The sequence below is a fragment of the Caballeronia sp. GAFFF2 genome, from assembly GCF_023631485.1.
Taxonomy (GTDB): domain Bacteria; phylum Pseudomonadota; class Gammaproteobacteria; order Burkholderiales; family Burkholderiaceae; genus Caballeronia.
Genome location: NZ_JALQDA010000006.1, coordinates 52,796 through 78,072 on the forward strand (window position 1 = coordinate 52,796; position 25,277 = coordinate 78,072).

General features: G+C 61.8%; 16 protein-coding genes. 14 read left to right on the forward strand and 2 right to left on the reverse strand.

Translation table 11 applies throughout. From position 1 onward, the window contains the following. The first annotated feature begins 142 nt into the window (after positions 1-142). The 3 genes from NCT04_RS02855 (at position 143) to NCT04_RS02865 (ending at position 2,031) form a co-directional block, all read left to right on the forward strand. The gene (locus NCT04_RS02855) at positions 143-625 is read left to right on the forward strand and encodes a peptidase associated/transthyretin-like domain-containing protein (RefSeq protein ID WP_250463332.1); all 483 of its coding nucleotides are present in this window, start codon (positions 143-145) and stop codon (positions 623-625) included. Positions 626-776: 151 nt separating this feature from the next. Continuing rightward, entirely contained in the window at positions 777-1,154 is a 378-nt protein-coding gene (locus NCT04_RS02860) for a DUF427 domain-containing protein (RefSeq protein WP_250463335.1), read from the forward strand. A gap of 85 nt (positions 1,155-1,239) precedes the next feature. Next, complete coding sequence (locus NCT04_RS02865; protein ID WP_250463338.1) at positions 1,240-2,031, forward strand: SRPBCC family protein; 792 nt, start codon at positions 1,240-1,242, stop codon at positions 2,029-2,031. Here NCT04_RS02865 and NCT04_RS02870 read toward each other — a convergent pair. Continuing rightward, positions 1,978-2,694, reverse strand: a complete 717-nt coding sequence (locus tag NCT04_RS02870; protein WP_244827159.1) for a TetR family transcriptional regulator — start codon at positions 2,692-2,694, stop codon at positions 1,978-1,980. The genes NCT04_RS02865 and NCT04_RS02870 overlap by 54 nt on opposite strands. A 453-nt stretch (positions 2,695-3,147) precedes the next feature. Between NCT04_RS02870 and NCT04_RS02875 the strand changes: the two genes are divergently transcribed. From NCT04_RS02875 to NCT04_RS02900, 6 genes are all read left to right on the forward strand, one after another. Continuing rightward, positions 3,148-4,467 (forward strand): efflux RND transporter periplasmic adaptor subunit, encoded by a 1,320-nt coding sequence (locus tag NCT04_RS02875; protein WP_244827160.1) that lies wholly within the window; start codon positions 3,148-3,150, stop codon positions 4,465-4,467. Between the two features lie 18 nt (positions 4,468-4,485). After that, a complete protein-coding gene (locus NCT04_RS02880; protein WP_250463341.1) occupies positions 4,486-7,674 on the forward strand; it encodes an efflux RND transporter permease subunit in 3,189 nt (1,062 codons plus the stop codon). Position 7,675: 1 nt separating this feature from the next. Continuing rightward, a complete protein-coding gene (locus tag NCT04_RS02885) occupies positions 7,676-9,199 on the forward strand; it encodes an efflux transporter outer membrane subunit (protein WP_250463344.1) in 1,524 nt (507 codons plus the stop codon). 527 nt (positions 9,200-9,726) lie between these two features. Then, complete coding sequence (locus NCT04_RS02890; RefSeq protein WP_250463347.1) at positions 9,727-10,941, forward strand: efflux RND transporter periplasmic adaptor subunit; 1,215 nt, start codon at positions 9,727-9,729, stop codon at positions 10,939-10,941. An 18-nt stretch (positions 10,942-10,959) separates the two neighbouring features. After that, positions 10,960-14,178, forward strand: a complete 3,219-nt coding sequence (locus tag NCT04_RS02895; RefSeq protein ID WP_250463350.1) for an efflux RND transporter permease subunit — start codon at positions 10,960-10,962, stop codon at positions 14,176-14,178. Between the two features lies 1 nt (position 14,179). Continuing rightward, complete coding sequence (locus NCT04_RS02900) at positions 14,180-15,652, forward strand: efflux transporter outer membrane subunit (protein WP_250463353.1); 1,473 nt, start codon at positions 14,180-14,182, stop codon at positions 15,650-15,652. A gap of 96 nt (positions 15,653-15,748) precedes the next feature. On the opposite strand, the gene NCT04_RS02905 is transcribed toward NCT04_RS02900, so the two are convergent. Then, positions 15,749-17,128 carry a nucleobase:cation symporter-2 family protein gene (locus NCT04_RS02905; RefSeq protein WP_250463355.1) on the reverse strand — a complete coding sequence of 460 codons (1,380 nt, stop codon included), beginning with the start codon at positions 17,126-17,128 and terminating at the stop codon, positions 15,749-15,751. Between the two features lie 335 nt (positions 17,129-17,463). Between NCT04_RS02905 and NCT04_RS02910 the strand changes: the two genes are divergently transcribed. The 5 genes from NCT04_RS02910 to NCT04_RS02930 all read left to right on the forward strand — a co-directional run bounded on the left by NCT04_RS02910 (position 17,464) and on the right by NCT04_RS02930 (position 25,275). Continuing rightward, positions 17,464-18,876: a xylulokinase gene (locus NCT04_RS02910; RefSeq protein ID WP_250463357.1), complete on the forward strand. Its 1,413-nt coding sequence runs from the start codon at positions 17,464-17,466 to the stop codon at positions 18,874-18,876. Positions 18,877-19,052: 176 nt separating this feature from the next. After that, entirely contained in the window at positions 19,053-20,267 is a 1,215-nt protein-coding gene (locus NCT04_RS02915; RefSeq protein WP_250463359.1) for an AGE family epimerase/isomerase, read from the forward strand. Between the two features lie 32 nt (positions 20,268-20,299). Then, positions 20,300-21,406, forward strand: a complete 1,107-nt coding sequence (locus NCT04_RS02920; protein ID WP_244827166.1) for an S-(hydroxymethyl)glutathione dehydrogenase/class III alcohol dehydrogenase — start codon at positions 20,300-20,302, stop codon at positions 21,404-21,406. A 14-nt stretch (positions 21,407-21,420) separates the two neighbouring features. Continuing rightward, a complete protein-coding gene (fghA, locus tag NCT04_RS02925; protein ID WP_250463361.1) occupies positions 21,421-22,272 on the forward strand; it encodes an S-formylglutathione hydrolase in 852 nt (283 codons plus the stop codon). 651 nt (positions 22,273-22,923) lie between these two features. Beyond that, the gene (locus NCT04_RS02930; protein WP_250463363.1) at positions 22,924-25,275 is read left to right on the forward strand and encodes a type VI secretion system Vgr family protein; all 2,352 of its coding nucleotides are present in this window, start codon (positions 22,924-22,926) and stop codon (positions 25,273-25,275) included. The last annotated feature ends 2 nt before the right edge of the window (positions 25,276-25,277 follow it).

Genomic DNA, 25,277 nt, shown 5'->3' on the forward strand with positions numbered 1-25,277 from the left:
ATCAACAACACCCCGCCCGAACGCGCAGGCACAAAGCATGCTCTACACCCCACTCGGTGCCCCATCGCGTGGAAAAGACGCATCGGGCGTGGCGTCGTCGGTGTGTTCGCATGCCGCGGCATCGAATAAAGGAGCCAACATAATGATGAGCAAGACCACGGGAAAACTGGCGACCGCGTTGCTGGTGACGGCGCTTTCGGCTGGAATGGCAGGCGCCGCATGGGCGCAGGCATCGAGTGCCGGCACGAGCGATACGTCGAGCGCGGGCAACGAAAACGGCGGCGGACTGCCGCAAATCGAACAGCAAGGCGACGTGTCCTACACGTCGGGCGGCGTCGGCCTCGACGAATCGCACGCCTTGCAGCGCGAACAAGCGCATTGGCCGCTATCGCTGCGCTTTACGGGTCCGACCGCGGATTACTTGTCGGGCGTGCACGTGCGGATCGTCGGCGGCAAAGGCGGCGAAGTGCTGAGCACCGATTCCATGGGACCTTACATGCTTGTCAAGCTGCCGGCGGGCAGCTACACGGTCTACGCCAAGTACAAGGATCAGGAGAAGAAGCAGTCGGTCAATGTCTCCGGACCGGGCAAGGCAAAGGCGGCGTTTCACTGGAGCATCCAGTAACGATAATTCCCGCCGGTCCGGGCGAAATCCCGTCCACCCGGCGACCAGAGTTTGTCTCATAATGAAGCCACGGGCAGCACGCTCGTGGCTTTTTTTGGTGACGAGGCGTCCAACGCGCCTCGCAAATTCGGCAGAGGCCGGAGGGCCCACGATGAGCACGGATCTGAACGACGGGCATGAAGCGGCGCATCGGATCGAGATCGCGCCGAACGGACGGCGCTGCCGCGTGATTCACCAGGGCGTCACCTACGCCGACACGCACGAAGCCGTGACGCTTTCCGAAACGGGCGCCGACGACGTGCACTATTTCCCGCGCGCCGACGTCAACATGGCGCGCTTGCAACGCTCCATCCATACATCGGACTGTCCGTTCAAGGGGCAGGCCACACACTACCATCTGATGACCGAGGAAGGTCTGGTCGAAAACGCCGCCTGGAGTTACGAGGCGCCGCTCGAAAGCGCGCGGCAGATCGGCGGATACCTCGCGTTTTATCCATCGCGCGTCGATCGTATCGACGTGACTTCCTAGGCAGGGCGTCGAATAAAAGCGCCGAACTCGAGGCGCGCGAGCCGAAACGCAATAGCCAGATCGCGGTCCTTGCCCGGAGAAGCGGATGGAAGTCACCGAAGCGTTGCGCGTTCCGCTCGATCCGGCGCATGTGAAGGCGGCGTTGAGCGATCTCACGCTGTTGCGCGCGAGTCTCGATAATTGCGAGTCCTTTACGCTCACGCCGAGCGGCGAGTACGTGTTGACGCTCGTCATGCCGATCGGCGCCTTGCGCGCGCGTTACGAAATTCGCGCGCACATTGCTCGTCGCAGGCGTCTGGCGCAGGCCGACGAAAGCCAAGAAATCGACGACGACACCAGCACGCTCAGTTTCAAGGCCCGCGGCGAAGGCGTGGGTTCGTTGCGCGGTCAGATAGCCGTCGCGGTGAACGCGGAGGACGGTGGCGCGGACACGTGGATCGAATATACGGTCTGGGCGACGGTTTCGGGGCCGCTCGCCGCATTGCCGCCACGGCAGATCGAAAACGCGCTGCACGAAGCAGCCGACGACTTTTTCGCCGAATTCTGCGAAGTCGTGCGGGCGAAATACGGTTTGCCATCGGCGCGTGCGGAACAGGGAGCCGTGCCGCGCCGGCATCTCTTCTTGCGACCGGGTTCGATGTCGGCGGCGTTCTCGCGTCGCGGCGGCGCGACCGCTCGCGCGATGGGCGGAACCTCCGTCGATGGCGCCGCGACCAATGTGCTGCGTCATCGTCTGGCCGCGCATGGCCTCGTGCGCCGTAGTCGCGATGGCGCGGGCGCACCGCGCGTGTTCGGTCTGCTCGCCTGGGCGTGGCTCGCGATGCTAGTTTGCGTCGGACTCTTTGTGTTCTTCGCAGAGTACGTTGGCCTGCAATGAGGCGGGCATCGAACGCTCGGGGTAGCCGGCGTTCTTGAGCAAGGCCGGACTGCACCGCAAGGCGTCGAAGCAGGCATCGATGACGGCTTCGGAGTCGTGTTCCGGATCGACGCTTCCGGGCAGCATCAGCGAATCGTGCAGGATGCCGGTGAAAAGCCCGTGCAACAGCGTGGTGGCGCGTCGCGTGTCGAGCGCCGCTGGCAGTTGCTTCTTTTCGATGGCATTACGCAGCGCACGCTCGATGCGCTCCATGCCGTCGCGCATGTTGTTCTGATGGCGCTCGCGCACCGGTCCCATTTCCTCGACGAACTCGCACTTCAAAAACAGAATGTCGAAGACGCGGCGGCGCTGTTCATCGGCCGTGATGCTGCGCATGCACCAGATGAAGATTTCGCGGATGCGCGCAAGCGGGTCAGGCTCCTTGCCGTCGAGCGTCGCTTCCACGAGTTCGTCGAGCGGAAGAAGACTGCGGTCGAACATGGCGTTGAAGAGGTCGCCCTTGTTGGCGAAATGCCAGTAAATCGCGCCGCGCGTGACGCCCGCGGCGTGCGCGATATCCGCGAGCGTCGTTCGCGACACGCCTTTTTCGTAAAAGACGCGCTCCGCCGCGTCGAGGATGCGGTTGCGTGTCTCCTGTGCTTCTTCCTTGGTTCGTCTGACCATATTCTGCGGCCGTTGGCCGTCTGCTCCTGCCTTGCTGTTCGACCGGGCGAAGGCCGGTTGTCGAAGGTTTGTCGAACGTAATCGATTCCGTCGAGGCGATTTCGCTACGCCTTGCCGACGGATCGCTGTCTCAGTTTTTTACATTCATTCGTGAATGTATATACAATACCACCCGTCGACCGATAGCCCAAGCTGGAGAGGGCGAGTACTATCCGACCAAGCTTTCATTTCGATTGCCCGTTCTGGCCGTCCTCTTGGCCATCGGCGGCGCTTGCATAGCGCCGCGCACGGGCAGGAATACAGGCAAGCGAGCCGGCCACTGGCCGGTCGTTGCGCTCACTGGTCTCACTGCTTGGTTATTGGTCAGCGTCTTGCGACGCTTGTGCGCGGCATCGCCCGGGGAAGGCCGTCGCGCACCCAACTTCACTCTCAGTCTTAGACAGAGGTCGCTCCATGCGCGTCGAACGGGTTCCATTCCGCTTAATCACCGCCGCGACGGCTGCCGTTTTCCTGGCTGCCTGCGGACAAAAACAGTCAGCACCTCCGCCGCAAACGCCCGAAGTGGGCATCGTCACCGTGCAGCCGACCAGCGTGCCGGTCATCGCCGAATTGCCGGGCCGCACGAACGCGTTCCTGGTCGCGCAAGTGCGCGCGCGGGTGGATGGAATCGTCCTGCGCCGTGAGTTCGTCGAAGGCGCGGAAGTCAAGCAAGGTCAGCGTCTGTACAAGATCGACCCGGCGCCGTATATCGCCGCACTGAACAACGCCAAGGCGACGCTCGCCAAGGCGCAGGCGAACGTCGCGTCGCAGAACGCCTTGACCGGGCGCTACAAGGTGCTGGTCGCGGCCAATGCGGTGAGCAAGCAGGACTACGACAACGCCGTGGCCGCGCAAGGCCAGGCCGTCGCCGATGTCGCCGCGGGCAAGGCCGCCGTCGATACCGCGCAGATCAACCTCGGCTACACCGACGTGGTCTCGCCGATCACCGGCCGCACGGGTCTGTCGCAAGTCACGCCGGGCGCGTATGTACAGGCGAGCGCGGCGACGCTGCTCACCACCGTGCAGCAGCTCGACCCGATCTACGTCGATCTGACGCAATCGAGCGTCGACGGCCTCAAGCTGCGTCGTCAGATTCAGGACGGGCGTTTGCAGACTCAGGGCATCCACGCGGCGAAGGTGTCGCTGGTGCTGGAAGACGGCCGCGTCTATCCGGAGCAGGGCAAGCTGCAATTCTCCGATGTGAGCGTCGACCAAAGCACGGGTTCGGTCACCGTGCGCGCGATCTTCGACAACAAGGATCGCGTGCTACTGCCGGGCATGTTCGTGCGGGCGCGTATCGAGGAAGGCACGAACGACAAGGCGCTCGTCGTGCCGCAAATCGGCATCACGCATGACCAGAAGGGCCAGCCGACCGCGCTCGTCGTCAACAAGGACGACAAGGTCGAACTGCGTCAGCTCGTCACCGGTGGCACGTTCGGCAACAACTGGGTGGTCGACAGTGGCTTGAATCCGGGCGACCGCGTGATCGTGAACGGCGTGGAAAAGGCGAAGCCCGGTATGCAAGTGAAGCCGGTCGCGGCGCAACTGCCCGCACAGCCGGCCTCGGGCGCGGCGGCCGGTCAGGCGCCGGCGGCATCCGGCGCGGGCGCGACACCCGACAACGCCAACAGCGCGAGCGGCGCCACGGGCCCGAGCGCAGCCGCGCCGGGCGCAGCTTCGGGCAACGCATCCGGCGCGCAAGCGGCGCCGGCATCTGCCGCATCGGGCGCGTAATAACAGGGAGCCTGTTTCATGGCAAAGTTTTTTATCGATCGCCCGATTTTTGCGTGGGTGATCGCGATTATCTTGATGCTGGCGGGCATGGCGTCGATCTTCACGCTGCCTATTGCGCAGTATCCGACGATCGCGCCGCCTGCCATCCAGATCAGCGCGACGTATCCGGGCGCATCCGCGAGCACGGTCGAGAACACGGTGACGCAGGTGATCGAGCAGCAGATGAGCGGCCTCGATCACTTGTTGTATCTGTCCTCGACCAGTGACGACTCGGGTACGGCCACCATCACGCTGACGTTCGCGGCGGGCACGAATCCGGACATCGCGCAGGTGCAGGTGCAGAACAAGCTGCAGCTCGCGACGCCATTGCTGCCGCAGGTCGTGCAGCAGCTCGGTACGAAGGTCACGAAGTCGAGCAGCAGCTTTTTGCTAGTGCTTGCGTTCGTGTCCCAGGACGGAAGCATGAACAAGTACGACCTCGCGAATTACGTGGCGTCGAAAATTCAGGACCCGCTTTCGCGTATCGATGGTGTGGGTACGGTCACGCTGTTCGGCTCGCAGTACGCCATGCGTATCTGGCTCGATGCGACCAAGCTCACCAACTACAGTCTGACGCCGGTCGACGTGCAGACCGCCATCACCGCGCAGAACGTGCAGGTGGCGGCGGGCTCGCTCGGCGGCACGCCGGCTGTTCCGGGGCAGATGTTGCAGGCGACCATCACGCAAGCGACGCTTCTGCAAACACCCGAGCAGTTCGGCAACATTCTGCTGAAGGTGAATCAGGATGGCTCGCAGGTGCGCCTGAAGGACGTGGCGCGTATCGATCTGGGTGGCGAAAACTATAACTTCGACACCAAGTACAACGGTGCGCCGACGGCCGGTTTCGGTATCCAGCTCGCAACGGGCGCGAACGCGCTCAACACCGCCAAGCTCGTGCGCCAGAAGGTCGACGAACTGTCGAAGTACTTCCCGAACGGGCTGGTCGTGAAGTATCCGTACGACACCACGCCGTTCGTGCGGCTTTCGATCGAGGAAGTGGTCAAGACCCTGATCGAAGGTATCGTGCTGGTGTTCCTCGTGATGTATCTGTTCCTGCAGAACTTGCGGGCAACGCTCATCCCGACGATCGCCGTGCCGGTCGTGTTGCTCGGCACGTTCGCGATCATGTCGGCGGTCGGGTTCTCCATCAACGTGCTGTCGATGTTCGGCCTCGTGCTTGCCATCGGCTTGCTGGTGGACGATGCCATCGTGGTGGTGGAAAACGTCGAGCGGGTGATGTCCGAGGAGCACTTGTCTCCACGGGACGCAACCCGCAAGGCGATGGACCAGATCACGGGCGCGCTGGTGGGCGTGGCGCTCGTGCTGTCGGCGGTGTTCGTGCCGGTGGCGTTTTCGGGCGGTTCGGTCGGCGCCATTTACCGGCAGTTCTCGCTCACCATCGTGGCGGCCATGGTGCTGTCCGTGATGGTCGCGCTGGTGCTCACGCCGGCGCTGTGCGCGACCATTCTGAAGCCGCATCCGGAAGGGCATCAGCCCGAGAAGAAGGGTTTCTTCGGCTGGTTCAATCGCAACTTCAACAAGAGCCAGGACAAGTACCACAAGGGCGTGCAGCACGTGATCCGGCGCTCGGGGCGCTGGCTCATCATTTATTTGGTCGTGATCGTGGCAGTGGGCATGCTGTTCCTGCGCCTGCCAAAGTCGTTCCTTCCCGATGAAGACCAGGGCACGATGTTCGTGCTCGTGCAGGCGCCGTCCGGCTCGACGCAGGAATACACGGCCGGTGTGCTCGCCGACGTGCAGAACTATCTGCTGAACGACGAGAAGGCGATCGTCGAATCCGTCTTCACGGTGAACGGCTTTTCGTTCGCGGGTCGCGGCCAGAACTCCGGTCTCGTGTTCGTGCGGATGAAGGACTACGCGCAGCGTCAGGCGAGCAACGACAAGGTGCAGGCGCTGGTCGGCCGGATGTTCATGCACTTCGCGCCCTATAAGAACGCGATGATCTTCCCGGTCAATCCACCGTCGATTCCGGAACTCGGCACCGCGTCGGGCTTTGACTTCGAGTTGGAGGATCGCGCCGGCGTGGGGCACGCGAAGCTGATGGAAGCGCGCAACATGCTGCTCGGCATGGCGTCGAAAGACCCGGTGCTCGCGCAGGTGCGTCCGAACGGCCTGAACGACACGCCGCAGTTCAAGGTGAACATCGACCGCGAGAAGGCGAATGCGCTCGGCGTCTCCATCTCCGATATCGACCAGACTTTCTCGATCGCGTGGGCGTCGCAGTACGTGAACAACTTCCTCGACGTGGATAACCGGATCAAGAAGGTGTACGTGCAGTCCGAGCCGCGCTTCCGTATGTCGCCGGAAGACATCGGCAAGTGGTATGTGCGTAACACCTCGGGCACGATGGTGCCGTTCTCGGCCTTTGCGACCACCGACTGGATCTACGGTTCGCCGAAGCTCGAGCGCTACAACGGTATCTCGGCGGTGGAAATCCAGGGTGCGGCCGCGCCTGGCAAATCGACCGGTCAGGCAATGACGGCCATCGAAGCCATCGCGGCAAAGTTGCCGGCGGGTATTGGCTACGAATGGACGGGGCTGTCGTATCAGGAACGTCAGTCGGGTTCGCAGGCGCCTATTCTGTACGGCATCTCGATTCTCGTCGTGTTCCTGTGTCTCGCGGCGCTGTACGAAAGCTGGTCGATTCCGTTCTCGGTCATCATGGTCGTGCCGCTCGGCGTGCTCGGCGCGCTGCTCGCGGCGACGCTGCGCGGTCTGGAAAACGACGTGTTCTTCCAGGTCGGCCTGTTGACTACGGTGGGTTTGTCCGCGAAGAACGCCATTCTGATCGTCGAGTTTGCGCGCGAGTTGCGCATGCAGGGCATGTCGACGGTGGAAGCCGCGATGGAAGCGGCGCGTCTGCGGCTGCGTCCGATTCTGATGACGTCGCTCGCGTTCATTCTCGGCGTGATGCCGCTTGCCATCAGTAACGGCGCGGGTTCGGCGAGCCAGCACGCAATCGGCACCGGCGTGATCGGCGGGATGCTGACCGCGACCTTCCTTGCGATCTTCACGATCCCGATGTTCTTCGTCGTGATCAGCAAGTTCAGCAAGAGCAAGGACATGCCGGCACCGGGTTCGTCCGGCGGCGATATCGAAGGTCCGCATGGCGGCGCGCCCGCGGGCTCTGGCAAGGAAGGACATTGAAATGCTAAAACTTTCGTTGATCGCAGCCGCCGTGGCTTTCGTGGCCACGGGCTGCACCTTCGAGCCGAAGTACGACCGGCCGGCCGCGCCCGTCACGCAGACGTTCCCGGAAGGCGGCGTGTACGCCACGCAGCCGACTGCCGAAGGCGCGGCAGACAAGAGCCGCAGCGCGAGCGGGCAGACCGCGCCGGATATCGGCTGGCGCGACTTCTTCGCCGATGCGCGTCTGCAGCGTATTGTCGAACTCGCGCTCAAGAACAATCGCGATCTGCGCGTGTCGATGCTCAACGTCGATGCGGCGCGCGCGCAGTATCAGATCACGCGCGCGGGCCTCTTCCCGACGCTCGATGCGGTTGGCTCGCAAAGCAAGCAGCGCACGCCGCGCAACCTGTCGTTCTTCGATCAGACCATCTCGAACACGTATTCGGTGGGCGTGAATGCGTCGTGGGAAATCGACTTCTTCGGGCGGATTCGCAGCCTGAAGGATCAGGCGCTCGCGCAGTATTTCTCGCTCGCGGAAACGCGCAAGGCGGCGGAAATCTCGCTGGTGTCTTCGGTGGCGGACCAGTATCTGACCATGCTTGCCTACGACGATCTGCTTACCGTCACGCAGAACACGCTGAAGACGGCGCAGGAGTCGTATCGCATCACCAAGCTGCAGTTCGACAACGGTACGGGTTCGGAACTCGATCTGCGTCAGTCCGAGGGCGTGGTGCAACAGGCGCAGGCGAATCTGCAGTCGCAGGCGCGTCTGCGTGCGCAAGCGGAAAACGGTCTCGTGCTTCTCGTGGGCGAACCGTTGCCGGACGATCTGCCGGGCGGCATGCCGCTGGATGCGCAGGACTTGCTCGCCGACATTCCGGCAGGTCTGCCTTCCGACCTTCTCACGCGCCGTCCCGATATCGCGGCGGCCGAGCAGAGCTTGCTTGCGGCCAATGCGAACATCGGCGCGGCGCGGGCCGCGTTCTTTCCGCGCATTTCGTTGACGGGCAGTTTCGGTACGCTCTCGCCCACGCTTGGCGGATTGTTCAAGCCGGGTTCGGCGGCGTGGTCGTTCGCACCGCAGATCAGCGTGCCGATCTTCGAGGGCGGCACGAACGTCGCCAATCTGGATCTGGCGAACGTGCAGAAGCGCATCGAGATTGCCAACTACGAGAAGGCCATTCAGACGGCGTTCCGCGAAGTGGCCGACGGTCTCGCCGCGCGCGGCACGTACGACGAGCAGATTCGCTCCCTGCAACGCTTCGTGAGTTCGCAGAGCCGGCGGCTGGAGTTGTCGGACCTGCGCTATCGCAATGGCGTGGACAGCTATCTCGCTGTTCTGACCGCGCAGACCTCGTTGTATGACGCGCAGCAAACGCTCATCAGCGCGCGCCTGAACCGCCTGACCAACCTCGTCGATCTGTATCAGTATCTCGGCGGCGGATGGATCGAGCATTCCGGCGATGCCCCGCGTCCGGCCGACACTCCCACGGATTTCGGCTCGGCTACTCCGCCGAAGGCGGCATCCGACGCGGCGAGTTGAGGTTCGCAAGTTGCGCTCGGTAGTCACTTTCGCAAGCTGTCCGTGATGGTTGATAGTGGGATGATGCAGTGAAGAGCCCGACCTCGTGTCGGGCTTTTTTTCGTCCATGGTCCACGTCGCGGCGTGACACTGAATGTACCGGGAAAACGCGTCGCGCGATGACAGGTCGTGCCAAATTTCAGCAAATTATTACCTTTGTTTAGCGTTACTGATCGACGCGCTAACTATAATCGGCATCCTCCAACGTGCCTGCGTGCTGAAGGCATGTCAGCTTTCCTGTGCAACTGCGTGCGTATCGGCATTAATCGACACGCAAATCAGTTGCGATTGCATGTGAATCGGCTGCGAATGGACTGCAAATGGGCTGCAATCGACGAAGCGCTTCCTGGCCACAGGCTTCATTCAATGGGGAAGATTAGGTATCCCGAAAAGACGATTGGCAACGACGTTCTTTCCGTCCGTTCTCGACCGAGGACGCGCGTATCTATTCATCTATTTATCCCGGTAACCACAGAGGTCGTCGCTCCATGCGTTTCGAACGGATTCCATACCGCCTCATCTGCGCTTTGTCGGTCGTCACGCTAGCGGCCGCATGCGGTGAAAAACATCCGGACATGCCGGCGCATGCGCCCGAAGTCGGCGTCGTCATGCTTGCGCCGGTCGCGGTGCCCGTCACGAGCGAACTGCCGGGCCGCACCAGCGCTTTCATCGATGCACAAGTGCGTGCGCGCGTCGATGGCATCGTGCTGCGCCGTGAATTCACCGAAGGCAGTCTCGTCAAGGCTGGTCAGCGGCTCTACAAGATCGACCCGGCGCCGTACATCGCCAAGCTGGACAGCGCGAAAGCGTCGCTTGCGAAGGCCGAGGCGAATCTCGCATCGACCAATGCGCAAGCCGAGCGCTACAAGGTACTGGTCGCCGAGAACGCGGTAAGCAAGCAGGACTACGACAACGCTGTTGCGTCGGCCGGTCAGGCCGCCGCCGACGTGGCACAGGCTCGCGCCTCCGTGCAGACCGCGCGAATCGACCTCGGCTATACCGATGTCACCTCGCCCGTGACCGGCCAGATCGGCATCTCGCAGGTCACGCCGGGCGCCTACGTGCAAGCGGCGCAAGCCACGCTCATGGCAACCGTGCAGCAGCTCGACCAGGTGTATGTCGATCTCACGCAATCCAGCCTCGACGGGCTCAAGCTGCGCCGCCAGATTCAGGAAGGGCGTCTTACCGCGTCGGGTCCGAACGCCGCGAAGGTTTCGCTGATTCTCGAAGACGGCCGCGTCTATCCCGAACAGGGCCGCCTGCAGTTTTCCGATGTGACCGTCGACCCGTCCACCGGCTCCGTGACCGTGCGCGCCGTGTTCGAGAACAAGGATCGCGTGTTGTTGCCCGGCATGTTCGTGCGAGCGCGTATCGAAGAGGGCGTGAATCCGCAGGCGCTGGTCGTGCCTGTCACGGGCGTCACGCATGACCAGAAGGGCACGCCAATCGCACTGATCGTCGATACCGACGGCAAGGTCGCGCTACGCGAGCTCGTGACCTCCGGCATGGTCGGGCAGAACTGGGTCGTCGACAGCGGCGTGAAGGCGGGCGACCGGGTGATCGTCGAGGGTATCGAGAAGGTGCGTCCCGGCATGCCGGTGAAAGCGGTGACGGTTCAGTCGCCCGGGCCTTCCACGCAGCCTTCTTCCGACAATCAGGCCGCCGCTCCCGCGAAGGCTGCTTCAGCCGTTGCTGGCGCGTAGGGACGGAGGATACGCCACATGGCCAAGTTTTTTATCGATCGCCCGATTTTCGCGTGGGTGCTTGCCATCATCCTGATGCTCGCGGGCCTCGCGTCGATCTCGACGCTGCCGGTCGCGCAATATCCGACGGTCGCGCCACCCAGCATCCAGATTACGGCGACGTATCCCGGTGCATCGGCGCAGACGGTCGAGAACACAGTCACGCAGGTGGTCGAGCAGCAGATGAACGGGCTCGACCATCTGCTCTACATTTCGTCCACCTCCGATGACTTCGGCACGGCCACCATCACGCTGACCTTCGCGGCGGGCACCAACCCCGACATCGCGCAGGTGCAGGTGCAAAACAAGCTGCAACTGGCGACACCGAACTTGCCGCAGATCGTGCAGCAACTCGGGTTGTCGGTTTCGAAGTCGAGCAACAGCTTCCTGCTCGTGCTCGCGTTCGTCTCCGAAGACGGCAGCATGAGCCGCAACGATCTCTCCAACTACGTCGCGTCGCATTTGCAGGACCCCATCAGCCGAGTCAACGGCGTGGGCACGGTGAGCCTGTTCGGCACGCAGTACGCCATGCGCGTCTGGCTAGATCCAAACAAACTCAGCAACTTCCAGCTCACACCGGTCGACGTGCAGAACGCGCTCAAGGCGCAGAACGTGCAAGTCTCGGGCGGCCAGCTAGGCGGCACGCCTGCGGTGCCCGGCCAATCAATGCAGGCCACGATCACCGAAGCTACTTTGCTGCGCACGCCCGACCAGTTCGGCAACGTGCTTCTGAAGGTGAATCAGGACGGCTCGCAGGTGCGGGTGAAGGACGTGGCGAAGGTGGGTCTCGGCGGCGAGAACTACAACTTCGAGACGCAGTACAACGGTTCTCCGGCGGCGGGCTTCGGTATCAATCTGGCGACTGGCGCGAACGCGCTGGCGACGGCGGACGCGGTGCGCGCGAAGGTACAGGAGCTGTCGAAGTACTTCCCGCCCGGTCTCGTCGTAAAGTATCCGTACGACACGACGCCGTTCGTGCGCCAGTCGATCTCCGACGTGGTGAAGACGCTCATCGAGGCCATCGTGCTGGTGTTCCTCGTGATGTATCTGTTCTTGCAGAACATCCGCGCCACGCTCATTCCGACCATCGCGGTGCCGGTGGTGCTGCTCGGCACTTTCGGCGTGATGGCGGCGGTGGGTTTTTCCATCAACACGCTATCGATGTTCGGCATCGTGCTCGCCATCGGCTTGCTGGTGGACGACGCGATCGTGGTCGTCGAAAACGTCGAGCGCGTGATGAGCGAGGAAGGGCTTGCGCCGAAGGAAGCCACGCGCAAGGCCATGGGCCAGATCACCGGCGCGCTGGTGGGCGTGGCGCTCGTGCTGTCGGCGGTGTTCGTGCCGGTGGCGTTCTCGGGCGGCTCGGTCGGGGCGATCTATCGCCAGTTCTCGCTGACCATCGTCTCGGCAATGGTGCTCTCCGTGCTGACCGCGATGATCCTCACGCCGGCCTTGTGCGCGACCATCCTGAAGCCCTTGCCGCAAGGTCACGAGGAAAAGACCACGGGTTTCTTCGGCTGGTTCAATCGGACCTTTAACAAGGGCCGCGACAAGTATCAGGTCGGCGTTGCGCGTGTGATTCGTCGCTCGGGGCGCTTCCTCGTGTTATACCTCGCGGTCATCGCGGTGGTTGGCCTCTTGTTCACCAAGCTGCCGAAAGCGTTCCTGCCCGACGAAGATCAGGGCACGATGTTCGTGCTCGTGTCCACGCCCGCCGGTTCCACGCAGGAAATGACCCAGCGCGCGCTGAACGACGTGGCCAACTATCTTTTGAAGAAAGAAAGCGGGATCGTCGAGTCCGTCTTCACGGTCAACGGCTACAGCTTCGCGGGCCGTGGCCAGAACTCCGGCCTCGTGTTCGTGCGCATGAAGGACTTCGCCAAGCGCCAGAGCGCGGACGAAAAAGTGCAGGCGCTCGTCGGCCGAACTTTCGGACAGTTCGCGGGCTATCGCAATGCGCTCGTATTTCCGGTGAATCCGCCGTCGATTCCCGAACTCGGCACCGCGTCGGGCTTCGACTTCGAACTGGAGGATCGTGGCGGCGTGGGACACGAAAAGCTGATGGAAGCGCGCGGCATGCTGCTCGGTCTGGCCGCGAAAGATCCGTCGCTTGCGCAGGTGCGCCCGAACGGCTTGAACGATACGCCGCAGTTCAAGGTCGACATCGACCGCGAGAAGGCGCTTGCGCAAGGCGTGTCGGCGTCCGATATCGACCAGACGTTTTCGATCGCCTGGGCGTCTTCGTTCGTCAACAACTTCCTTGATGTCGACAGCCGGATCAAGAAGGTGTATCTGCAGGGCGACGCGCCGTTCCGCATGTCACCCGACAACATCAATAGCTGGTACGTGCGCAACAACGCCGGTTCGATGGTGCCGTTTTCGTCGTTCGCGACCGGCCGATGGAGTTTCGGCTCGCCAAAGCTCGAACGCTACAACGGCAATTCGTCAGTCGAAATCCAGGGCATGGCCGCGCCGGGCCGCTCCACGGGCCAAGCCATGCAGGCCATCGAAGCCATCGCCGCGAAGTTGCCGGCAGGCATTGGCTACGAATGGACGGGTTTGTCGTTCCAGCAAATTCAATCCGGTTCGCAGGCGCCGGTTCTGTACGGCATTTCGATCCTCGTGGTGTTCCTGTGTCTCGCGGCGCTCTATGAAAGCTGGTCGATCCCGTTCTCCGTGATCATGGTCGTGCCGCTCGGCGTGGTCGGCGCGTTGCTTGCCGTCACCTTGCGTGGACTCGAAAACGACGTGTACTTCCAGGTCGGTCTTCTGACCACGGTGGGCCTGTCGGCGAAGAACGCCATTCTGATCGTCGAGTTCGCGCGCGACTTGCAGATCTCCGAAAAGATCGGACCGATCGAGGCCGCGCTCGAAGCCGCGCGTCTGCGTCTGCGTCCCATCCTGATGACCTCGCTCGCCTTCATTCTCGGTACCTTGCCGCTCGCAATCAGCAATGGCGCGGGCTCGGCGAGTCAGCACGCCATTGGCACCGGTGTGATCGGCGGCATGGTGACCGCGACGTTCCTCGCCATCTTCATGGTCCCGATGTTCTTCGTCGTCGTGCGCGCGCGCTTCGGCGGCGACAAGGAAGACGCGGACGCGGCGATCGCGCACTACGAACGGCAACGTGCCAATGCCTCGCACGGCGAGGGAAAGGGCAACAGCAACAGCAACGGCACGGGCAAGCAGGGACATTGAGATGCGTAGAGTTTCTTTGATTGCAGCAGCCGTGTCCGTGATCGCGACCGGCTGTACGATGGCGCCGAAATACGAGCGCCCCTTGCCGCCAGTCGCAGCGAGCTTTCCGACAGGCGGTGTGTACGAGACGCAACCGCCGGGCGCGCACAATGCAAACGGCGTGGCCGCGGCCGACACTGGCTGGCGCAATTTCTTCGTCGATGCGCGTTTGCAGCAGCTTATCGATATCGCATTGAAGAACAATCGCGATCTGCGCGTCGCCGTGCTCCACGTGCAGGCGGCGCAAGCGCACTACCGTGTCGTGCGTTCGGAACTGTTTCCGACTATCGGCGCGCAAGCGGGCCAGTCGAAGCAGCGCACGCCGAAAGATCTGTCGTTTCTCGATCAGACGATCTCGAATCAGTATTCGGTCGGGTTGAACGGCGCATGGGAGATCGATCTGTTCGGCCGCGTGCAGAGTCTCAGGAATCAGGCGCTCGCGAAGTATCTTGCAACGGCGTACGCACGCAAGGCAGCGGAGTTATCGCTCGTGTCCCAAGTGGCGACACAGTATCTGCAAGTGCTGGAGGCTGACGACCTGCTTCAAGTCACGCAACAGACGCTCAAGACCGCGCGCGATTCATACGGTATCAACAAGCTCAAGTTCGATAACGGTACGGCATCGGAACTGGAACTGAGTCAGTCGCAGACCGTGGTCGAAAGCGCGGCGGCCAATTTCCAGGCGCAGGAGCGCGCACGCGCGCAAGCCGTCAATGCGCTCGTGCTGTTGCTCGGCGAGCCGATGCCCGCCGAGATGACGGGCGGCATGCCGCTCGACGATCAGCACCTGTTGACCGATATTCCGGCGGGTGTGCCGTCGGATCTGCTGACGCGCCGTCCGGACATCATGGAGGCCGAGCAGAATTTATTGGCGGCGAACGCGAACATCGGCGCGGCGCGCGCGGCGTTCTTCCCGAGCATTTCGCTCACCGGCAGTTTCGGCACGCTGAGTCCGTCGCTCGGCGGGTTGTTCAAGCCGGGTTCGGCAGCATGGAGTTTCGCGCCGACCATCACGCTGCCGATCTTCGAAGGCGGTCAGAACATGGCCAATCTCGATCTGGCGAACGTGCAGAAGAAGATCGAGATTGCGCAGTACGAGAGGGCCATTCAGTCGGCCTTCCGCGAAGTCGCCGATGGGCTCGCGGCCCGCGGCACTTACGATCAGCAAATCGCGGCGCTCACGCGCGAAGTGAGCGCACAGCAGCGGCGTCTCGATCTTTCGACATTGCGCTACAAGCAGGGCGTCGATAGCTATCTCGGCGTGCTCGAAGCGCAGCAGGATCTGTATTCGACACAGCAGATGCTGATCACGGCGCGCACTGAGCGTTTGTCTAATCTGGTGAGCTTGTATCAGGCGCTCGGCGGCGGATGGATCGAGCATACGGGAGACATGCCGCGCGAGGCAGATGCGCCGGTTGCGGCATCGGCGGGTTGAGATCGTGCGAAACAGCGCCTGCTGTTCTTGCGCGACGTAAAAAAACGCCGCGGCTTACACCGCGGCGCTCAACGCAAGCACTACAGGAATCTGCTCTTACTGCGCTTCACGCGCATGAGCCGCGCCGTCGAACTCGTGTGCGGCCTCGCGAATCTCGCGGCGCGCATCGCGCTCCTTGCGCACGCCGTTGAACACGATATTCAGAATCACCGCCGACACCGAAGCCAGCAAGATGCCGCTGTGAAGAATCGGCTCCAGCGCATGCGGCAGTTGCGTGAAGAACTTCGGTGCGACCACCGGCACCATGCCCATACCCACGCTCACCGCGACGATGAACAGGTTGTGATGGTTCGTCGAGAAGTCCACGCGCGACAGCGTCTTGATGCCGTTCGCCGCGACCATGCCGAACATCACGATGCCCGCGCCGCCAAGCACGAACGGCGGCACCGATGCAACGACCTGCGCCATCTTCGGAAAGAGGCCGAGCACGACGAGAATCACGCCACCGGTCGCGCAGACGAAGCGGCTCTTCACGCCCGTCACGCCGATCAGCCCGACGTTTTGCGAGAACGACGTATGCGGGAACGAGTTGAACACGCCGCCGATCAGCGTGCCGAGGCCATCGACACGCAGGCCGCGCACGAGCGCTTTCTGATCCACCGGACGATCGACGAGATCGCCGACCGCGAGAAACATGCCGGTCGATTCGATGAAGGTCACGAACATGACGATGACCATGGTCGCCACCGACAGCGCGTCGAAGTGCGGCAAGCCGAAGTGGAACGGCAGCACGACGCCGACCCACGGGGCGTGCGCGACGCCGTCCATGTTGACGCGGCCGAGCATGGCGGCGATCACGAAGCCCGCGACAATGCCGAGCAGCACCGAAATATTGGCGATGAAGCCGCGCGCGAACTTGTTGATGAGCAGAATCAGCGAAAGCACGACGAGCGACAGCAGCAGATAAACGGGATTGCCGTAGTCGGGATTGCCCACACCGCCCGCCGCCCAGTTGATGCCCACGCCCATCAGCGACAAGCCGATCACCGCGATCACCGTGCCGACCACGACGGGCGGGAAGAAACGCAGGAGCTTGCCGATCATCGGCGCGAGCACGATGCCGATCACGCCGGCCGCGATGGTCGAGCCGAACACATCGAGAATGCCGAGCGAAGGATTGGTGCCGATGGCGACCATCGGGCCGACGGCGGCGAAGGTACAACCCATGATGACCGGCAAGCGGATGCCAAAGATCCAGAGACCGAGCGTCTGGATCAGCGTGGCGACGCCGCATGAAAAGAGATCGGCGCTGATGAGGAACGCGATCTGATCCTTGGACAGATTCATCGCGGCGCCGAGAATCAGCGGCACCGCAACCGCGCCCGCGTACATCACGAGAACGTGCTGGATGCCAAGTGTCAGTAACTGTCCTGTCGGCAAACGCTCGTCCACCGGATGCACCTTGTTCGAAGCCATGTCTCTCTCCTTGTATGCCTTGGCATTTGTGTGGCCTCCACGGTAAGTGCATCAAAATGCGCGAACAAGACCACGGGACGCTATACGCCGCGTTCGCACGCCGATATATATTTAGCGCGCCCGGATCGTTTGCGTTTCGCGGAAGTCCTTGCTACAAGGGGTTTGGCGGTTATCGAAGCAGAACCGTCGTGTGACGAAAGGCCGCCATCTTCGTGTGCTCGTTATGATGTTCATGGCGGCGCGCGTATAGTCCGTTTTTCATGCTCGTCGCGTATTGGCGGGGTTAACCCGCGATTTACGCGTTTTCCCTTACTCCTTCCGAAGCACGAAATCCCATGCGTTTCTTAGGCATCGATCTCGGTACGGGTTCGCTGAAACTGGCCATCATCGATGAACGCGGCCACGAGGTCGCCATGACGAGCCGTGCTTATTCGGTCACGAGCGCACATCCCGGCTGGGCTGAAACTTCCGTCGATACCTGGTACGCCGCGCTCGCCGATGCCGCCGCGCATCTTCCCGTCGACGAACGTCAGGCGGTGCGCGCGATCGGCTTCTCCGGTCAAATGCATGGCGTCGTTCCCGCCGATGCCAACGGCCGCGCGTTGCGCCCCGCGATGCTTTGGCCGGACACGCGCGCGAGCCATCTGCTCGATGCGTGGCCCGAGCCGCAGCAAAACCCCGTCGCGCCGGGCATGGCCGGTCCGCTGTTGCGCTGGCTCGTCGCGCATGAAAGCACGCTTGTCCCGCAGATGCGCTGGGCGTTGCAGCCGAAGGACTGGCTGCGCGCGCGTCTGGGCGGCGCGTTCGTGACGGATGCATCGGATGCATGCGCCACGGCGCTCGCCGCGCCATCGGGCGAATGGGACGATGCGCTCATCGACAAGCTGGGTTTGCAGCGCGCGTGGTTCGCACCGCTCGCGGCATCGCATGCAACGGCGGGCACGCTGTCGGCGGCAGCGGCGGCCGAACTGGGCTTGCGCGCGGGCATTCCGCTCGCCGTCGGCGCGGGCGATACGCCATGCGCCGCGCTCGGCAGCGGACTCACCGCCGACGGCGACGCGCTTCTCACCACGGGCACCGGCGGCCAGATCATCGTGATGTGCGACGCCGCGCCCGCACCCGTGTACGGACTGCATACGTATCGCGCGGCGAGCGGCGCGTGGTATCGCATGGCGGCCATGCAGAACGTGGGCGTCGCGCTCGAAGCGGTGCGCGGCTGGCTTGGTTATGCATCGTGGCCGGCCGCTTACGTCGCCGCCTTCGCCGCCGACCCGTGCGCCTCCGTCACGTTCCTGCCGTACCTGAGCGGCGAGCGCTCGCCGTGGATGAACCCGGCAGCGCGCGGCGGCTGGCTCGGCCTCGGTCTCAACGATTCGCGCGGCACGTTGATGCGCGCCGCCTTCGAAGGCGTGACGTTCGCATTGCGTGCGGGACTCGATGCCATCAGACAGCACGGCACGCCGCTGACATCGTTGCGGCTTGCGGGCGGCGGTTCCATCGATGCACGCTGGCGGCAATTGCTCGCGGATTCCCTGCAAGCCGAACTCCATGCCGTCGATTGCCCGAACGCGGCAACGCGCGGTGCGGCGATGCTCGGCGGCATCGCGGCGGGGCACTTTCGTATCGACGAGATTCACGCGCTCGCGCCATCCGCGACACGGGTCGCGATTCCGCAAACGAACCCCGCACTCGATACGCGGTATGCGCGCTTCATCGATCTGTACCAGCGCGCGCATGACTGGTTTTGAGCGTGGGCGCTCGGGGCATCGGCTACGCAAAGTGCCATGTCTAGAGCGAACCCACGCCGACCCCGCGCCGCGTTTTTCTTTTACCGCTTAAACTTTGCGCTCGACCGAAGTTCGCGCCGTCCGGTTCATGAAGAACCGCTTCATATGAGCTGCCCCTGACCACATCGAAATCAGCCATGTCCGCATCCGCACCGTCGCAACCCGCTTTCCGCTCGCGCGAATTCCTGCTCGATCACGCGCTGCACACGATGATCTTCTATCACCCGCACTGTCTCGATCCGAACGGCGGGTTCTATCATTACTACAAGAACAACGGCACGATCTACGACCGCAAGTCGCGGCATCTCGTGTCGAGCACGCGCTTCGTCTTCAACTACGCGATGGCGCACAAGCACTTCGGCCTCGACGAATACCGCGGCGGCGTGAAGCACGGCATCGACTATCTGCGCGAGTTTCACTACAACCCGCAAACGGGCGGCTACGCGTGGACGCTCTCCGGCCGCGACGTCACCGATGCGACGAATCATTGTTATGGCCTTGCGTTCGTCGTGCTTGCGTATGCGAAGGCGATCGAAGCGGGTTTCGACGAAGCACGCGCCTATCTCGACGAAACCTGGCAACTAATGGAGACGCACTTTTGGGACGCCGCCCACGGCTTGTACAAGGACGAAGCGAGCGCCGACTGGAAGGTGTCGGACTATCGCGGCCAGAACGCCAACATGCACACGTGCGAAGCGTTTCTCGCCGCCTTCGAGGCGACCGGCGAAGCGCGCTATCTCGACCGCGCGGCGCTCCTCGCCGACAACATGGTGAACCGTCAGGCAGCGCTTGCGGGCGGGCTCGTGTGGGAGCACTACAAGCCGGACTGGTCTGTCGACTGGGATTACAACAAGGGCGATCGCAGCAACATCTTCAGGCCTTGGGGTTTTCAGCCGGGACATCAGACCGAATGGGCGAAGCTGCTGATGATTCTCGACCGGCATCGTCCGGAAGCGTGGCATGTCGCGCGTGCGCGTGAGCTTTTCGATCGCGCGATGGAACTGTCATGGGACGACGAGCACGGCGGCATGGTCTACGGCTTCGACCCCGACGGCAAGTTCTATGACGAGGACAAGTACTTCTGGGTGCAGGCGGAATCGTTCGCGGCCGCGGCCTTGCTCGCGGATCGCGCCGAACGCGATAGCGACAGCGCCGCCGCGACGCGCTACTGGAACGATTACGACCGTTTGTGGACCTATAGCTGGGCGCATTTCGTCGATCACAAGTACGGCGCGTGGTATCGCATCCTCACGCGCGATAACCGCCAGTACAACGACGAGAAAAGCCCCGCCGGCAAGACCGACTATCACACGATGGGCGCATGCTACGAAGCGCTGAACGTGATCCGCTAATCCCTATCAAACGACATCAGGAGCCTTGAACGATGAAGACCAAAGCAGCAATCGCATGGGAAGCAGGCAAGCCGCTCACCATCGAGGAAGTCGATCTCGAAGGCCCGCGCGCGGGCGAAGTGCTGATCGAAGTGAAAGCGACGGGCATTTGCCACACCGACTACTACACGCTCTCGGGCGCCGACCCCGAAGGCCTGTTCCCCGCGATTCTCGGCCACGAAGGCGCAGGCGTGATCGTGGATGTCGGGCCGGGCGTCGGCACGCTGAAGAAGGGCGACCACGTCATTCCGCTCTATACGCCGGAATGCCGTCAGTGCAAATTCTGCCTCTCGCGCAAGACCAATCTTTGTCAGGCAATTCGCGCGACGCAGGGCAAGGGCTTGATGCCCGATGCGACCTCGCGCTTTTCCATCGACGGCAAGCCGCTCTTTCACTACATGGGCACGTCGACGTTTTCGAACTACATCGTGGTGCCGGAGATCGCCGTCGCAAAGGTGCGTGAGGACGCGCCTTTCGACAAGATTTGCTACATCGGCTGCGGCGTGACGACCGGCGTGGGCGCGGTCGTGTATTCGGCGAAGGTCGAAGCGGGCGCGAACGTCGTCGTGTTCGGGCTGGGCGGCATCGGCCTGAACGTGATCCAGGGCGCGAAGATGGTGGGCGCGGACAAGATTATCGGTGTCGATATCAATCCGGGGCGCGTGGAGCTTGCGAAGAAGTTCGGCATGACCCACTTCATCAACCCGAACGAAGTGGAGAACGTGGTCGACCATATCGTGCAACTCACCGATGGCGGCGCGGACTATTCCTTCGAATGCGTGGGCAATGTGAAGCTGATGCGTCAGGCGCTCGAATGCACGCACAAGGGCTGGGGACAGTCGTTCATCATCGGCGTGGCGGCGGCGGGGCAGGAGATCAGCACGCGGCCGTTCCAGCTCGTGACCGGGCGCGAATGGAAGGGCTCGGCATTCGGCGGCGCGCGTGGACGCACGGATGTGCCGAAGATCGTCGATTGGTACATGGAAGGCAAGATCAATATCGACGATCTGATTACGCACCATTTGCCGCTTGAACGTATTAACGAAGGCTTCGACCTGATGAAGAAGGGCGAGTCCATTCGTTCCGTCGTGATCTATTGATAGAGGATGCAGCCATGCTCGAACTCGTCGAAGAACACCGTTGTTTCGATGGCGTGCAGCGTATTTACCGGCATCAGTCGGACGTGATTGGCCTGCCGATGCGCTTTTCGGTTTTTCTGCCCGCGCAGGCTGCCCATTCGCGCGTGCCGGCGTTGTTTTATCTTGCCGGCCTGACTTGTACCGAAGAGACGTTTCCCATCAAGGGCGGTGCGCAACGTTACGCCGCCGAGCATGGCATTGCATTGATTTCGCCGGATACGAGCCCGCGAGGAGCGGGTATTCCGGGCGAATCCGATGCGTGGGATTTTGGCGTTGGCGCGGGTTTTTATGTCGATGCGACGGTGGCGCCTTGGGCCGAGCGGTATCGGATGTATTCGTATGTGACGCAGGAGTTGCGTGAACTGGTTTTGCGAGAGCTGCCGTTGCGCGAGGACCGGATTGGCATTTTCGGGCACTCGATGGGTGGGCATGGTGCGCTCGTGCTCGCGTTGCGTAATCCTGATCTTTATCGCTCGGTGTCGGCGTTTGCGCCAATTGCCGCGCCGTCTTTGTGTCCCTGGGGCGTTAAGGCTTTCTCCGGATATCTTGGTGATAATCGCGAAGCGTGGAAGCTATACGATGCCAGCGAACTCGTTATCGGCGATGCGGCTTCGCGTTTCGATGGCGGGATCTTGATCGATCAAGGACTTGCGGATCAGTTTCTCGACGGGCAGCTTTTTCCGGATGTTTTCGAGCGGAATGCTCGGGAGGCGGGGCATCGAGGGGTCGTCTTGCGTAAGCACGATGGGTACGATCATGGATACTTTTTTATTTCCACGTTCGTGGGGGAGCATGTTGCGCATCATGCGCGAGTTTTGTGTAAGTGATTTTTTTGGGTTTCGGCTGACTTTGGTTTTTGTATCTGGTTGGGGCGCTTTTTTTCTTCGGGGAAGTTGCTCTGGTTTCTTGCGGTCCTTTGCAGTAGCCGCCTGCCCGGCGGAGGGGTTACTTTCTTTGCTGCTGCAAAGAAAGTAACCAAAGAAAGCAGCTTTGGAACCGGCTTCTGAAGCACAACTGGTCCCTCGCTATTTCCCACAAACCCTTTGAGCACTTCCCATTGCTCGCGCTCGTGGTTAATCAATTATTAGGTATGCGGCGTTTTTGACTGCGCTGTGTAGTGGTCTAATGAATCCGGACGCTGATTTAGGCGAGAATGGTCGCCATGAAGAGGTGTCTGATGAGCAAGCAACGACGTACGTTTCCCCGGAGTTCAAACAGCAAGCCGCCGGTCTGGTGTGGTGCGGACCAATATCGGTAAGCGTGGCCCAGGCATCGAATGTCGCATCGGACAAGTCCGAATGTTGACCTGAACCGTTCCAGCACACACGCATATAACTTCTTGAATCTGCGGAATATTCAGCGGTTCCTACAGAATCCCGCTCAGTTCATTGCCTAATGGCAGCGATTTATTGCGTCACAATGGCCCGTGGTCGAAAAAGTAATTTCGTCGTCCTTTCGAACACGAGGCAACGCAAGACATGGCTGCAACCGATTTTCTGACGGCGATCAAAGATCGCAACGCATGGCTTTCCCAGCACCTCTCATTGACTGTCGCAGGACTTAAGGTCCCGGTCCGTCCGCTGGAATACACCATCACGGAAGCGATGAACGAGTTGTTCGAACTCGATATCCTCATCTATTCCGACGATCAGACGCTCGATGGCGTCCACTTTCTCGGCAAGAACGTGTCCTTCGTCGTCGAGGAGCGCGCGGCGCTGAAGTACCTCGACACCGCATCGCGTCACGCGCGGACCTTGCACGGCGTAGTCCGTGAATTCACGCACCAGAGTTCAAGCAACGATGGTGCGCAATTCCGTCTGAAGATCGCGCCACGTGTGTCCTTACTCGATCTGACGAAGACGTCAAACGTCTTTTTACAGAAGACGCTCAAGGACATTTTCTACGAGCTATTGGTCGATCGTGAACATCTCTTTCCGCATGATATCGAGTTGAATTTTGAGGGCGTCGATCAGCGCTACGATCAACTGCTGATGCACGAGGAAAGTGTTCTTGAATTTTTCCGACGTCAGTGCTTACGGCATGGGTTGTATTGGTACTTCAGGCACGCTCCGCTCGACAGTAAAACCCATCGCGATACGCTCGTGGTGGATAACCGTGCGAACGGTTACATGCGTTCGATCGACGTGCCCTACATCCGTCCCAATGGTCTGGACGGCGAGTTTCACGAAGCGCTGCTGAGCATCAAGCGCAGGCAGACGCTGCTGCCTGAAAGCGTCGAGTTGCGCGATCACAACTATCGGACGCCCAATGCGCCGGTGTCCGCGATCGCGTATGTGGATCGAGGCGACAAAACGCTCCATGGCCAAATCAATCGGAGCAGCGAGCATTTCCATACTCCGGAAGAGGCGCAGGCGCTCACCAAAGTTCGTGCGCAGGACATTGCTTCGAAGCAGGTCATTCACGCTGGCACGACGAACATCGCCGGGCTGTATCCGGGCTGGGTGCTGACGACCACCAACCACAAGTTGCCGAAAGCGCCTTATGGTCTGGTGATCGTCAAGCTCAAGACGACGGGTTCGCTCTCCAAGCCGGTTCTGAACGAATTCGAAGCCACGCCTGCGGACAAGATATGGCGGCCCGAGTACGTCCCCGAGCGCGACTGGAAATGGATGAACGGCTCGATCATCGCGACGATCGAATCGAGCGCCGAGGGCAGCCCCTATGCGGATTTAGACGCGCATGGCCGGTATCTGGTCAGGTTTCACTTCCATCGTGGCGCGGGCAAGTCGGGATCGAACAGCATGCGGCTACGGCTGATGACGCCGTCGGCCTCGCGCGAAGGCGGGTTTCATGCGCCCTTGCTACCCGGAACGGAAGTCAGAATTTTTTTCACAAATTCTGATATCGACAGGCCCTATATAGGATTCGCCGCCTTCGACTATTCACACACGAATCACGTTCACGGGCTTGAGGGCTGGAACTCGCGTTCGGTGTGGCGCTCGGCGCTGCTCGCCAACAAGGTGCGCTTCGAGGACTTCAAAGGCCGCGAAGGCGTGAAGCTGGCGACGATCTATCAGAAGTCGTCGGTGAGCATGGGCTATCTGGTGGACAACCAGAAGCAGCTTCGCGGTGAAGGCGTCGAAATTCACACGCAGGGCCACGCGACCATTCACGGATCGAAGGGGCTGTTCTTTTCTGCGGATGCGTTGTCGAGTCCGAATGCGCCGCATCTGGAGATGAACGCCGCGCTGAAGGAACTGCAATCGGCTTTGACGCGCGTCACGTCGCTGGTTCAGGCGACGACGCAGGCGAAGGCCGAGCCTGCCGATCGTGATACGCAGGCAAGCTTGATGGACACGCTCGATCAACTCAAAAGCGCCGGCCTGCTCGCGAGCGCGCCGGGCGGCATGGCCTTCGTGACGCCGCGCTCGGTGCAGCAGGCGGCGGGCGACAACGTGATCGTCAATGCGGGCAAGCACGTCGATATCAGTGCGGTGAGGCGCTTCACGGTCGCTGCGGGCGAATTGATTTCGCTGTGTGCGCAGAAGCTGGGCATGAAGCTGTTCGCAAAAGGCCCGGTGGATATTCAGGCTCACGACAGCACGCTGAACCTTTATGCCGACCAGCAATTGCACGTCTCCAGCGCCAACGCGAATGTGCTCGTCAACGGCAAAACCCGCGCCGTCCTCGCCTGCGGCGGCGCGGCGATCAAGATCGAGAACGGCAGCATCGAATTGGTCTGTCCGGGGGATTTCAAGATCAAGGCGGCGTCGTTCACGTTTGAGGGGCCGCAGAGCCTGAATCCGCCGCTGCCGAATTTACCCAAGAGCGATTTCAAGCTCGCAGAAACTTATATTCAATCTCGCTAAAA